Genomic DNA, 12,978 nt, shown 5'->3' with positions numbered 1-12,978 from the left:
TTTATCTTCGATACCATTTATATTTCTTTGATACTTAGGCAATATTTTAGGTTCAAATTCTCCATTTCTATCTCGTGGTATATTAAGATCTATTGCTCCAAGTTCGGATTTGACAGTCTTTTTAGAGTAACCATTTCTACTGTTTGGAGTTTGTTTTTCGGATATATCATACTTGTCATATCCAAGTTGCGAATCCATTTCAGCCTCTAGTGTTTCCTGAAGAACGTCTCTAAACATACTCTTCATAGCTATTAAAACCTCATCTGGACTTGTAAACTTCTGCTCATTAATATAATCCCTTAAAATTTCTTTTGAAATGTTTGACATAAAAATACTCCTCCTTACAATCTTTGATAATCACTTATCTCAATTATTGCCAAGAAAGAGTACATTATATTCTGTTTACACAAAATTATTTACAGGCCCACTTCAGACCTAGGTTTGAAGTTGTTTTTTTATGTTTTATTTTATATACATCTTATTATAATATTCATCTAGCATTCTCTCAACTGAAAATTCATAGCTTGTAGTTTTTATACTTGCTTTCATCATTTCTACCCACTTTTCTCTATGATCGTAATAGGTAGTCATAACTCTATTTATTAATGTATCATAAAGAGCGCGCGTATCATGTTTGTCTAATTCAATTTCTGGCAAATCATCAAGCCCTACCCCATCTCCAAACTGCCACCCATTTACACCGTCAATGCAAGCCTCTGGCCACCATCCATCTAAAATTGAACAGTTAAGTACGCCATTCATTGCAGCTTTCATCCCTGAAGTTCCGCTAGCCTCAAGTGGTCTTCTGGGATTGTTTAACCATATATCTGAACCTCTAGTTAGCATTCTTCCAATATTCATATCATAATTCTCCAGGAATACTACACTACTAGGATACTTCTTCATCATTCTTATGAGTTTTGCTACTATTTCTTTTCCTGTATCATCAAGAGGATGAGCTTTTCCTGAAAACACGATTTGAACTTTTCCACTTTTAAGTAGCGGTGATATAATCTCTTCGCTTGTAAATATTAAATCACTTCTCTTATAAGGTGCAGCTCTTCTTGAGAATCCTATCAGTAACTTATCTGGACTTAGCAAAGTTCCTGTTCTTTCTTTAACAAACTGTATTAATTCTTTTTTAATATTTATATGAGTCTCCCATAGATCGCAATTATTCTCGTAAGACTTAGTGATACGATCATCAACCCAAGTTGGTTTATGAATTCCATTAGTTATAGCAATAATCTCAGACCTTCCAGCAACGGTTTTCCACATTTTATTTGCAGTTTTCATGTGTAGATGTGCTACAGCATTTGCCTTTCTTGAAAGTCTAAGCCCTGCTATCGTCATGTTAAATGGCTCTCCACCAAATCTAATCATTTGATTCCTCGTTAATGTATTAAATGCTCCCATGTACTCTAATTTATCAATATCATGAGATTCATTACCTTCAACTATTGGAGTATGCGTTGTAAATACTACTTCATCCCTAGTTTTAACCCATGACTGCTCAAAGCTATAACCTGATTGCATTTTTTCTTTTATAAGCTCAGTGGCAGCAAGTACTGCATGTCCCTCATTGAAATGATATACGTCGATTGGAATTTCTAAAGCTCTTAAAGCCTTTACTCCGCCTATACCTAATACTATTTCTTGAGCGATTCTTTCTTCTCCGAACCAACCATATAATTGTCCTGTTATCCAGCTATCACCATTCTCTGGTATATCAGTATCTAAAAGGTATATTGTATTATTCCCAAATTCATCTAGTTTCCAAACCTTACAGGTTACATTTATATTTCTAATCTTAACTGTTACCTTTACACCTGTATCCTTTAAAAAGTCATAATGATAATTATGATATGTATCATATACTTCTCCATTTTCATCTATAAATTGTTCAGTATATCCTTGTTTCCATTTAAGCCCTATTCCCACAAGAGGTAGGTTTAAATCTTTAGCTCCTTTTAAATGATCACCTGCAAGTATTCCAAGTCCACCTGCATAGGTTTTAAAATCTGAGTTTAATCCATACTCCATACAAAAATAAGCAACTCTTGGAAGATTGTTAATGTCCAATAGATCCCCTCCTATATTCCTTGTTAATATAAAACAAGAAATAGATATAATCCCTTGCGAATTTAATTTTTTACTTCACAATAATTTTACCTTCCTAGCTATTATACATAATTTACTAGGTAATAACATTAATTTATGTAAAAAAAATCAAAAAAATACTAGCAGCAAGTGTTTACTAATGAAAAAGTAAACACTTACTGCTAGTACCGAACTCTCTAAATTAAAACTACATCATTTTTTATCTGTTTTTAAATTTTATCCATTATTTTTAAAAGACCAAATATAATTGCCTGTGGCGAAGGAGGACATCCTGGGATTACCATATCTACAGGTAGTATATTATTTAATACATCATAAACACCATCACCATCTTTAAACATTCCACCATTATAAGCACAACTACCAACAGCTATAACTATTTTAGGATCAGGCATCGCATGATAAGTCTTCTCAAGTGCTTCTTTCATATTTTTTGTAACTATGCCGGTTACCACTAGTCCATCTGCATGTCTAGGAGATGCAGCTACATTAATTCCAAATCTTGAAATATCATAAAAAGTATTTTGAAGTGCGTTAAGTTCTGACATGCAAGCATTACAAGAACCTGTATCTATTACTCTTAGTACAAGCGACCTCTTAAAAGTCTTATATATTTTTTCCCTAAGTTTATCACCTGCAAGTTCTAGTTCAGCCATTTTATAATCAGATGTCATCTTTAAAACAGAACTTGGACAAACGTTAACACAATTTCTACAATACATACATTTTTTGTTGTCTATAGTTACTAGATGCTCAGCGTTTTTAATAGTATTTATTTTTATAGCATTCATAGCACATACACTTACACATTTACCACAATTATTACATACATTTTCTTTGGCAATTATTCTTCCGTAGGAAAACTCATTGTTTTTAAGCGGATCTTTTATTGTTTCTGTTCCATATTTTACTCTATCAAATATATTGTTCATTTTAATACTCCCTACCTATCATTCTCAGAATACGACATATTGAAGCTTTTATTAATAAGAGGAAAATCCGGAATTATCTCTCCAAGAACTGCTTCACTCATACCTGTCCAATTAGTAAAGGAAGGAGTTTTAAAGTAAATTCTATCAAACTTATTATTTTCTCCTGTTAGTCCATAGACTACCAATTCTCCCTTTACTGTTTCAACTGAAGTTATTGCCTCTAATCCCTCTTTTAAACAAAATTCTTGTTTGTCTCTTTTAATATCAGTCTTTATATAAGTCAGTGCTTTTTCTACAAAATTAAAAGCATCCTTAAGCTCGCGAGCTTTTAACTTGTATCTTTCAAAAACTCCACCTTTTGTTTCTATGTTTATATCTTTTTTTATCTCATTATATATCTCGTATGGGAACTTTACTCTAACATCATATTTTAAATCACAAGCCCTTGCTACCACACCAGTCAAACATAATTTTTTAGCCATAGAGTGGCTTACCATTCCCGCATCTTCTACCCTATCTAAAAACGAAACTGAATTTATGCTCATTTTAATTATGCTAATTACCCTAGTTTTAATACTTTTTAGTGTTTTCAAAATGTCATTCTTTTTATCTTCGTTAAAATCTATATTTATTCCAAGCGGAACTATGGCATTTCTCATATATCTACTACCACTTATCCTTTCGCATAGTTGATGTATAACTTCTGAAAAATATCCGAATTTTTTAGCTACATAACTATAACCTATATCATTAGCTATCCCACCTAAATCATCCAAATAGTTATACATTCGCTCAAGCTCTAAAAGAACAACTCTAAAAGCCTTAATTTCTTTACTAACTCGTGCATCTAAAAGTTTTTCTATAAGTATTGCATATACTTCCCCATAAGCAACACTTGATTCTCCTGAAACCCTCTCAAACATAAGATTTAAAGAATTTGCATCTATATCTTCACAAATCTTTTCTATCCCCCTGTATTTGTACCTAAGCCTTATCTCAAGGTTTTCTATAGGCTCTCCCATAACACTAAACCTAAAATGTCCAGGTTCGATTATTCCTGCATGCACAGGTCCTACTGCAACTTGATAAGCACCAGTACCTGAAACCTCCTTAATCTTATAATCAAAATCTTTATTAATTTCTCTTTGAAATAGTCTGTTTTGATAAATTATATTACTAAGATCTATTGGCTTTTTCTCTGTAACATAACTGCATATTACATAATAGCCCTGTTTACTGTTTGAAAACACACAATTAATTGTTGTTTCTTTCCCACCAACAGAAAATTCACAAATATAATTAAATTTATACAAGTCAACACAAATAAGCACAATCTTTCTGATTTGGTCATCATTTATTCTAACGTATAACTCGTTGTTATTTTTAACTTCATATTTTAAATCAAAATTTAATTCTTGTAGACTGTTTATAGTATCTGTTATTTTCATATTTTCACTTCCTAATCACAAATAATTAAAACTGCATTATTTATCATATTAGACAAATAACCATTCATAAATAAACTTATAATAATAATTGAAACGAAACATAAAGCGAGTGGCAATGTATTCTTTTTATCCTCTTCCATTTTAACATATTTAACGCCAGGTTCAGTATTGAAAACTATCTTAATAAAGACCCGCAAAAATCCTGCAAAAACCAATAACAAACAAAAGGTATACAGTGCAGTAACAACGTAATTACCACTTTCAACAGTTCCTACAATTATATAATACTCACTAAAGAACGCTGGAAATGGTGGTGCTCCAGTAATAACAAGCATACCCAAAATAAGAAATACAGCATTTATTGGCATAGTTTTTATTAGAGCATTTATTTTATCTATTCTTTTTGTTTTGTATGCATTTAGTATATTTCCAGCAGTTAAAAACAACATAGACTTTCCAAAAGCATGTACTAATGAATGTAGAATTGCACCAAAAACAGCAATTTTACTTCCAATTCCAAGTCCTAATGCTATAATACCCATGTTTTCAACCGATGAAAACGCAAGTAATCTTTTATAGTTAAGTTGTCTTAGAATACTAAAAGATGAAATTATAAGAGACACACATCCAAAAACAATGAACAACCATTTGGTATTTTGAAGTCCCGGTATATGTTTCGTTATAATATAGAACCTTAAGATGACATACAGTGCAAGATTCAATAGTACCCCTGACATCATTGCGCTGACTGGCGATGGTGCTTCACTATGAGCATCTGGTAGCCACGTATGCATAGGTGCAAGACCTGCTTTTGTACCAAGTCCTACAAATATTAATGTAAAAGCTATTTTAATTGCATAAGTGCTTTGTGGATTTGGGTTATTTACAAGGTGAGACCATTTTAATATCTGGTCCGTATCTTGATTGCTATAAGCATTAACAAAAATAAGTATACCAATTAAACCTATACCTATACCAATTGAACAAATAATAACATACTTCCAAGCGGACTCTAGCGAATTTTTATTAATGTTAAATCCAATTAAAAACGCAGTTGTAAGGGTTGTTCCTTCAAGTCCAATCCACATTGCTACAATATTGTTGGTTAGTGCAATAAACATCATAAAAAACACAAAGAAGTTAAATAAAAAATAATAAAATTTACCTCTCTTAAGAGTAATTATTTTCTCGTTTATTTCATCTTGAATATATCTGTAAGAGTAAATGCTCACGATTATATTTATACACGCTATAATCAAAAGCTGCACAATACTTAAACTATCAATATAAAAGAATTCATTAAAATAATGAAGAGAATACCCTCCAGAAACAAGCGTAATAATTTTGAGTACAATACATAAAATAAAAACAGATCCAAGTATTGTAAATATTCCTGTAGTTTTTATATTTTTAAATATTAAGGGTGTTATTATTAAAATTAAGAACAAAATACAAAGTACTGTAATATACATTATTTCACCAACTATTCTTTTAGATTTTCAAAAAAGTCTGTGTTCATTGAATCAAAAGTTCTATTTATATGAAAAATCATTATTCCCATAATAAGAGCAAGCATTAATCCTTCAAAAACTATCCCCGCCTCAATTACAAGAGACATCTTGGATAATGATGTTTCAAAGAGTACAATACCATTTTCAAATATTAGGAATCCTATCATTTGTGTAATAGCTTTTTTTCTTGCGACCATTAGTAAAACGCCTATAATAAATAGAGCAATTCCAGTCTTTATAAAATTATCCTGGCTTTTGTTTAAAATCCCAAAGGCTATCATAATCCCTATTCCAGTTATAATATAAGAAACAAATGCATTCACTATTAGTTCCATTTCCCTATTTATCTTTAATTTCTTTACAGATTTATTAATTATTAGTGGTATTATAATAACTTTTGTTACTATTGTTAGAAATCCCAAAATATAATAATCCACTTTTCCTGTCTCATACCCGAGCTTTAAGACTATTAATCCAATAGCTGCTGACTGAAATATAAATCCTGCTGTAATTAGTTTTATTCGTCTAACTCCAGACATAAAAATGCTAGATATTAATATAATTGTAAGTAAAGCCTGTATCATAATCCTTCTCCTTATAAAACATAGATTAAAGTAATTGCTACAATGCCTAGAGATATCATAGCTGGAAACAGTTCTGCTCCTCTAAATAACCTAGATTTTGCAAAAGTTGTTTCTATTATAGCAATTCCTAGTAAACAAAATAAAAGCTTGAATATAAATGTTACAAAACCTATTAGCAATGCTGATAAAGTAAATGTTGTTGCAATTCCAATAGGAATAAAACAATTAATTAAGACGATTAAGTATACGAGCAACTTAATATATGAAGATAGTTCAACGTATGCTAAATCGCTACCCGATAAGTCCAAAATCATAGCTTCATGCATCATCGTTAACTCTAAATGCGTTTCGGGATTATCGAAAGGTATTCTAGCATTTTCAGCAAGTATAGCAATAACAAATGTTACCATTGTTATTAGATGTGCAGTATCATAGTGTACAATTTTACTATTTATAAATGAAATATGAAAAATATTGAAATCATTTGTTTCAATATATAAAAATATCAACAAAAAGAATATTAGAGGTTCTACCATCATTGAAATGAACGATTCACGACTTGATCCCATACCACCAAATGTACTTGAACTATCAAGTCCTATTAATACAGTAAACATTTTTACTATTCCAAACGCAAACATAAGAATAAATAAGTTTCCAATACTTGGCCTCATGCTTGTATAAAAGACAGGAATAAAAAATGCTGTTGTTATGGTGCTTGCGAGTATAACTATTGGACCAATAGTTGTTATAAAAGAACTTCTATTTGATATTATTCTTCCTTTTTTTAATAGTTTGCTTAAGTCATAATATGGTTGCACAACAGATGAACCCCTATATCCTCTAAGTGTAGCCTTCATCTTTTTTAATATTCCTATAAATAATGGTGATAAAACTACAATCAATAGGCTTTGAATAAAATAAATTAAGTTATATTTCAAATGAATTCCTCCCTACACAAATTTTAAAACTAAAACAAGTGCAATTATTAGCGATATGAAGATATATAAAATATGCAATTGAATTTTCCCATAGTTAATCTCTAATATTTTTGTTGTCAAATAATTAACTGCTTTTAAACTTGTTTTATATAAATAATCTTCCACTACATCACTAGTAGTTTGACTTATATGTATACTTTGTTTATAACTAACTTTTTTGTTGTAATTTGAGATTGTTCCAAAAATTTTTGCGGCAGGCTGAACAAATCCATTTCCAGTATACTGTATATAAGGTTCATCGCTTTTATAACCACAAGCCCAAGTATCATTAATTTCTTGTTTTTTGTTTAATGAATTTAGTTTATTGAACATATATACTATAAATGTAATACAAAGTAATATTACAGTGAATACTATTATCTCAGTTTCATTTTTAAAACTAGGACTTTTTCCACTAATTCCTAACATACTATTGGTAAAGTAAGATATTTTGTTTATTATATATGGTGAAAATACTCCGGTAACTATAGTAAGCATAGCAAGTACTCCCTGCCCAATATTCATAGATAATGGAATTTGTTTTACATGTACTGCTTTATTAGTTCTTGGTTTTCCAAGAAAAGTGATACCGAAAGATTTAACAGTAGCATAAAAGGCCGCTCCACTTGTTAATGCTACAATAACACCACAACTAAAGATTAATATTATAACCCAGATATTGCTTACTTTAGTTATCGCTTCAATAAAACTTCTAAGTATAAGTATTTCACTTGCGAAGCCATTAAAAGGTGGTACTGCTGAAATAGCACAGGTTCCAATAAATGTACAAATTGCAGTAAATCTCATTTTTTGATGTAGTCCACCAAGTTCATTCATATTTTTAGTACCGGTAGCATACAATACACTTCCAGCATTTAGAAACAGAAGACTTTTGAAAATTGCATGATTAAGGCAATGAAGTAAAGCTGCCGTCAAAGCTAACGAAGCTAGCATTTTCAAATCATAATTGATGAGTATCATTGCTATTCCAAGCGCAGCGAAAATAAGTCCTATGTTTTCTGCACTAGAATATGCTAATAGCTTTTTTATGTTGTTTTGTAATAAAGCATTTAGAATTGAAAATATTGCAGTAATAGTTCCAACTATAAGTACTATCACTCCACAATTTAGTGGTGTGTTTTGAAGGAACATAAATATTACTCTAATAAAGCCATATAAAGCAACTTTTAACATTACCCCTGACATCAGAGCAGAAACATTAGATGGTGCTGTTGGATGAGCCTTGGGAAGCCATGCATGAAGTGGAACTATACCCATCTTCGCCCCAAACCCAAATAATGCAAGTATAAATATAATGTACTTTTGGTTTGATGAAAAATCCATAGAAACTTTGACAATTTCTCTAAAATCAAAACTACCAGTATATTTATACAAGAACGCAAACATCATCATTAAAAATAGTCCACTTACGTGTGTCATTACGAAATAAAATATTCCAGCTTTTAAATTTCCCTTATGCATATATTCATAAATCACTAGGAAAAACGATGATATAGACATAAGTTCCCAAAACACAAGAAAACTTATTGAATTGTCAGAAACAACAACCCCTATCATTGAAGCTACAAACAAGACTATTAAAGCCACCATATAATTTGACGAATAATGTTTCTTATATTCCATTATGTAGCCCTTTGTATAAATTGCCACAGGTATAAATATTAAAATTATAATGAATACGAAGTATGTCGAAAGCCAATCATTTTGAAAATTAATTAATGGTAACACGTGTTATCAACTCCTAGTTAAATTTAGTTATCATTCGAATGTTGAAATGTGACACCTAATTATAACTTACTTTGCGTATGTTAACAACTAATTTTAATTGATTGTTCGTGTCAAATTTTAGCTGTTGCGCGTGTAATTTACTTTTATCCATCAAATTCAGCTAAATTATTAATTAAAATGGCACTAACCGCAGTCCATTACTATACATTTTTCCCTTTAATTTTATGCGGTTCAATATTGTGAGGAGTTGTTTTAATATGCATTCACATTTAGAGTGTAAACCTATAAAACACATAAAGAAGCTTATTTTCTTAATTGCTTTTCTAAGCTTATCAATTTGGGTAATAATGATTTATTTCATGTTACACAATATTAATAATGATAAAGTTATAAATTCTACTATGATTGTTGAAAAACTGTCGAAAATTTCCGAGTTATCCACAGTAAAATATAATTACTCTAATATATTAGCTGTAAAAAACACTAGAAAATTTGAAGACTATTCTATTCCATTTACTGAAAAATCATTCTTAGTAAAATATAGTGGATATATAAAAGCTGGGGTAGATCTAAAAGATATAACTGTTCTTGTTAATAAAAAAAGTATTATTGTAAATTTGAAAAAAGCTAAAATTCTTGATAATTCAATAAATACTGAAGATTTATTTGTTTATGATGAAAAGTCCTCAATGTTTAATAAACTAAGCATGAAAGATATGATAAATGAATTAACCAAGGAAAAAAGTAGGGTTGAAGCTAATTTACTAAAAACAGGATTTCTAGATGGAGCCAATGCTACCGCCAAAGCACTTTTGGAAGGTATTTTATTAAATATGGGTTTTGAAAATATTAAAATAATTTTTAAATAACTAATAAAAAAATAATCTTAAAACTTATATAAAAAATAAGTTTTAAGATTAATGTTTTGAACATATATTATATTAGAAGCCTCCAGAAGATCCTCCACCACTTGATGACCCACCACCAAAGCCTCCAGATCCACCTCCAGAACCTCCGAAACCTCCACCATTTCCTCCACCACGTCTACCAATTGAACTCCAAAATAGCAATGTCAGAATAAATTTAGTTATTCTTCCCCTATTAAAAATAAAATCAAGAATAACTAATCCAATAAACCCTATAAATAATATTCCACTACCTTTATTGGGCATATTAGAACCTTTTTCATTTTGATTTATTTGTTGTACATTAACGTTCTTTTCTAATTTAACATTATATTCTTTAGCTATATTATCGGCAAGGGTTGAATATGCAGCCTTAAATCCCTCGCCATACTTTCCTTGCTTAAATTTGGGAACTGCAAGCTCGTTCATAACTCTTGCAGAATATATATCAGTAACAGCGCCTTCTAGCCCTGTACCTACCTCTACTCTCCACTGCTTTTCTTTCATTGACAATAAAATTAATAACCCATTGTTTTTATCTTTTTGGCCTATACCCCAACTTCTAAAAATGCCATTAGCATAGGTCTCTATAGTTTCTCCCTGCAGAGAATCTACAACTACAACAGTAGCCTCAGCACCTGTTTTAGCTTCTAATTCCCTGCCTACTGATAAAATATACTGTGCAGAATTATTGTCTATTACCTTAGCATAATCATTAACATATTTTAATTCTGTAGCTTTCGGAAATTTTGGCTCTGCATTCACCAAATTCATACCTGTTATCTGACTCAGAAAAAGTATACTTATTAAAAGTACAAAAATAACTCTTAACTTCATTTTTATCTTTATATACGTAGATATAGGCGTATTGGTTCGCAAATTATGAATGTTCCTAATTAATTTAATTAAAAAAGTCTTCATATTCTATCTCCTACTTAGTAAAGTCAACTTTTGGTACTACTTTAGCTGCTTCACTGGCTTTATAATAAGGCTTGTCATCAAAATTAAAAATTCCTGCAATGATTGAAGTAGGGAACTTTTTAATTGTAGTGTTATAATTATCAACACTTTTATTATAATCCTGCCTTGATATGCCTATTCTATTTTCTGTCCCTTCTAGAGCTACTGTTAAATCCCTAAAATTCTGACTAGATTTTAAATCTGGATACTTTTCTACTATTACTAAAAGCCTTGAAACCGCACTTCCAAGTTCGCTATCTGCTTGAGCTTTGTCTGGTACCGTTTTTGCTCCTGCAAGCTTAGCCCTAGCTTCAGCTACTTTTATAAAAATGTCCTTTTCCTGAGAAGCATAACCCTTAACTGTCTGGACTAAATTAGGAATTAAATCGGACCTTCTTTGCAATTGTGTATCTATGTTTCCTTCTGTCACTTTTACTTTTTGATCTAAACTTACGATTTTGTTGTAGCCTCCAATGATAGGCATTGTTATTACTAGAAATATTGCTACAACTATTGCAACCGTTCTTAACGTTCTATTCATTTCTATACCACCTTTCTATTTCATAGAGTATTTAATAATTATTGACTATTAAATGCAAGTAATTATTAACTTAAACTTAACTCATATTATAATTTATGAATTTATTAAGGGTACTATACTAATTTGCTAATAATTCTTTAAAATTATGTATAATTTCAAAAATATTTTTTAATGCATTATATACTTATAAATATTTTATTAACCATTTAATTTACAAGCGCCTTACTCTCAATAATCGCAAAAGATTTATTTACATATTCTTCAGTTTTATAATTTCCTAATCTATTATTCATTCTAATTAAAAGACGATTAAATTTTAAAATATCTTTAGAACTTATATCTTCTAATTCCTCAAATATCAATAAATTCTTTTGATTTTTTATATAATCTTTTATTATTAATGATTCACCTGCTTCTGATATATCTAAGTAATGGGCATTTTTTACTAAGGCTTTTTCTTTATGGATATAATACTTACTATTTAAATTTTTTACTATTACATGAACTGTAGATGGTGACCAAAAGCTAATTTCACTTAATTCGCTGGATGTAACACCTGGAAATGCTGCAATTATCCATAAAGCTCTAAGTTGAGCATAGGTTATATTAAATTCCTTAAGCGGTCCGCAGTGATTGCTTTTAATAGTTAATATGAATGTTCTTAAAAGATTATATAACGCAATTGTCTTTTTTATAATACCGACTGTATTTGTATCATAACCCCCTAAATCAATTTTCAAATTCATTTCATTAAGTCTTTCAATATATTCAAAAATAAACTCTTTCTTTTCTTTTATTATAATCTGAGTAAATATATTAATTATAAAATCCAGTTCTTTATGAGAATATAATCCTATCAAGTCAAATAGATAAATTTTTTTCTTCTTATTTTGTTTATTTATATTAATAAACCAATTACCCTTTTCTGTTAGTTGAAATTTATATACTTTTTTATTAATAGTTTCTTCTTTAAATACTAATTTTTTATTCATTAAAATTTTAATCATATTGCTGACAGTTGGAGAACTCCAGCATCCTATCCTTGCAACGTTACTTAGTGATATCCCTGGAAACACTTTAATTATCCAAAGAATTCTAAGCTGTGGCAACGTTATACCTGACTCCTCCACCGTCCTTGCGTAATTAGACTCAATTTTCAAAAAAGCATATCTTGCTTCATTGTATAACGAATGTATATTAAACAAATACTCGTTTCGCTTCATAAAATATCCCCTTATATGCCAATA

Annotated in this window: 12 protein-coding genes; 1 reads left to right on the top strand and 11 read right to left on the bottom strand. The window is 30.0% G+C overall.

Annotation, left to right across the window (positions count from 1 at the left end; all coding sequences use genetic code 11):
• The 8 genes from LGK95_RS06825 to LGK95_RS06790 all read right to left on the bottom strand — a co-directional run.
• Window positions 1–327: transposase (locus LGK95_RS06825; protein WP_226123507.1), on the bottom strand; the 327-nt coding region annotated here is incomplete at its 3' end.
• Window positions 328–462: 135 nt separating this feature from the next.
• On the bottom strand, window positions 463–2,082 hold the full coding sequence (gene glgP, locus LGK95_RS06820) for an alpha-glucan family phosphorylase (protein WP_264174491.1): 1,620 nt from the start codon (window positions 2,080–2,082) through the stop codon (window positions 463–465).
• A 248-nt stretch (window positions 2,083–2,330) separates the two neighbouring features.
• Window positions 2,331–3,053, bottom strand: a complete 723-nt coding sequence (gene nuoB / locus LGK95_RS06815; protein ID WP_226123505.1) for an NADH-quinone oxidoreductase subunit NuoB — start codon at window positions 3,051–3,053, stop codon at window positions 2,331–2,333.
• 11 nt (window positions 3,054–3,064) lie between these two features.
• On the bottom strand, window positions 3,065–4,501 hold the full coding sequence (locus tag LGK95_RS06810; RefSeq protein ID WP_226123504.1) for a hydrogenase large subunit: 1,437 nt from the start codon (window positions 4,499–4,501) through the stop codon (window positions 3,065–3,067).
• A gap of 11 nt (window positions 4,502–4,512) precedes the next feature.
• Window positions 4,513–5,973: a proton-conducting transporter transmembrane domain-containing protein gene (locus tag LGK95_RS06805; RefSeq protein WP_226123503.1), complete on the bottom strand. Its 1,461-nt coding sequence runs from the start codon at window positions 5,971–5,973 to the stop codon at window positions 4,513–4,515.
• 11 nt (window positions 5,974–5,984) lie between these two features.
• On the bottom strand, window positions 5,985–6,596 hold the full coding sequence (locus LGK95_RS06800; RefSeq protein ID WP_226123502.1) for a hydrogenase: 612 nt from the start codon (window positions 6,594–6,596) through the stop codon (window positions 5,985–5,987).
• Between the two features lie 11 nt (window positions 6,597–6,607).
• Window positions 6,608–7,537 carry a respiratory chain complex I subunit 1 family protein gene (locus LGK95_RS06795; RefSeq protein ID WP_226123501.1) on the bottom strand — a complete coding sequence of 310 codons (930 nt, stop codon included), beginning with the start codon at window positions 7,535–7,537 and terminating at the stop codon, window positions 6,608–6,610.
• A gap of 12 nt (window positions 7,538–7,549) precedes the next feature.
• Entirely contained in the window at window positions 7,550–9,325 is a 1,776-nt protein-coding gene (locus LGK95_RS06790) for a proton-conducting transporter transmembrane domain-containing protein (RefSeq protein ID WP_226123500.1), read from the bottom strand.
• A 257-nt stretch (window positions 9,326–9,582) separates the two neighbouring features.
• Between LGK95_RS06790 and LGK95_RS06785 the strand changes: the two genes are divergently transcribed.
• Window positions 9,583–10,194 (top strand): DUF4230 domain-containing protein, encoded by a 612-nt coding sequence (locus LGK95_RS06785; protein ID WP_226123499.1) that lies wholly within the window; start codon window positions 9,583–9,585, stop codon window positions 10,192–10,194.
• A gap of 72 nt (window positions 10,195–10,266) precedes the next feature.
• Here LGK95_RS06785 and LGK95_RS06780 read toward each other — a convergent pair whose 3' ends face one another.
• From LGK95_RS06780 to LGK95_RS06770, 3 genes are all read right to left on the bottom strand, one after another.
• Window positions 10,267–11,067: a TPM domain-containing protein gene (locus LGK95_RS06780; protein WP_226123518.1), complete on the bottom strand. Its 801-nt coding sequence runs from the start codon at window positions 11,065–11,067 to the stop codon at window positions 10,267–10,269.
• A 94-nt stretch (window positions 11,068–11,161) separates the two neighbouring features.
• Window positions 11,162–11,731: a LemA family protein gene (locus LGK95_RS06775; protein ID WP_226123497.1), complete on the bottom strand. Its 570-nt coding sequence runs from the start codon at window positions 11,729–11,731 to the stop codon at window positions 11,162–11,164.
• A 206-nt stretch (window positions 11,732–11,937) separates the two neighbouring features.
• Window positions 11,938–12,954, bottom strand: a complete 1,017-nt coding sequence (locus tag LGK95_RS06770; RefSeq protein WP_226123496.1) for a MarR family winged helix-turn-helix transcriptional regulator — start codon at window positions 12,952–12,954, stop codon at window positions 11,938–11,940.
• Window positions 12,955–12,978: the final 24 nt, after the last annotated feature.

This window comes from Clostridium algoriphilum, assembly GCF_020443705.1.
Lineage (GTDB): Bacteria > Bacillota > Clostridia > Clostridiales > Clostridiaceae > Clostridium_AD > Clostridium_AD algoriphilum.
Note: the sequence above shows the minus strand (reverse complement) of the source record. Positions and strands in the feature narration are given on the sequence as shown.

Bases quoted from the DNA above. Each gene is read 5' to 3' on its own strand.
- LGK95_RS06805 (WP_226123503.1), bottom strand. From the start codon at position 5,973: ATGTATATTACAGTACTTTGTATTTTGTTCTTAATTTTAATAATAACA.
- LGK95_RS06780 (WP_226123518.1), bottom strand. From the start codon at position 11,067: ATGAAGTTAAGAGTTATTTTTGTACTTTTAATAAGTATACTTTTTCTG.
- LGK95_RS06800 (WP_226123502.1), bottom strand. From the start codon at position 6,596: ATGATACAGGCTTTACTTACAATTATATTAATATCTAGCATTTTTATG.
- LGK95_RS06775 (WP_226123497.1), bottom strand. From the start codon at position 11,731: ATGAATAGAACGTTAAGAACGGTTGCAATAGTTGTAGCAATATTTCTA.
- LGK95_RS06785 (WP_226123499.1), top strand. From the start codon at position 9,583: ATGCATTCACATTTAGAGTGTAAACCTATAAAACACATAAAGAAGCTT.
- nuoB (WP_226123505.1), bottom strand. From the start codon at position 3,053: ATGAACAATATATTTGATAGAGTAAAATATGGAACAGAAACAATAAAA.
- LGK95_RS06810 (WP_226123504.1), bottom strand. From the start codon at position 4,501: ATGAAAATAACAGATACTATAAACAGTCTACAAGAATTAAATTTTGAT.
- LGK95_RS06770 (WP_226123496.1), bottom strand. From the start codon at position 12,954: ATGAAGCGAAACGAGTATTTGTTTAATATACATTCGTTATACAATGAA.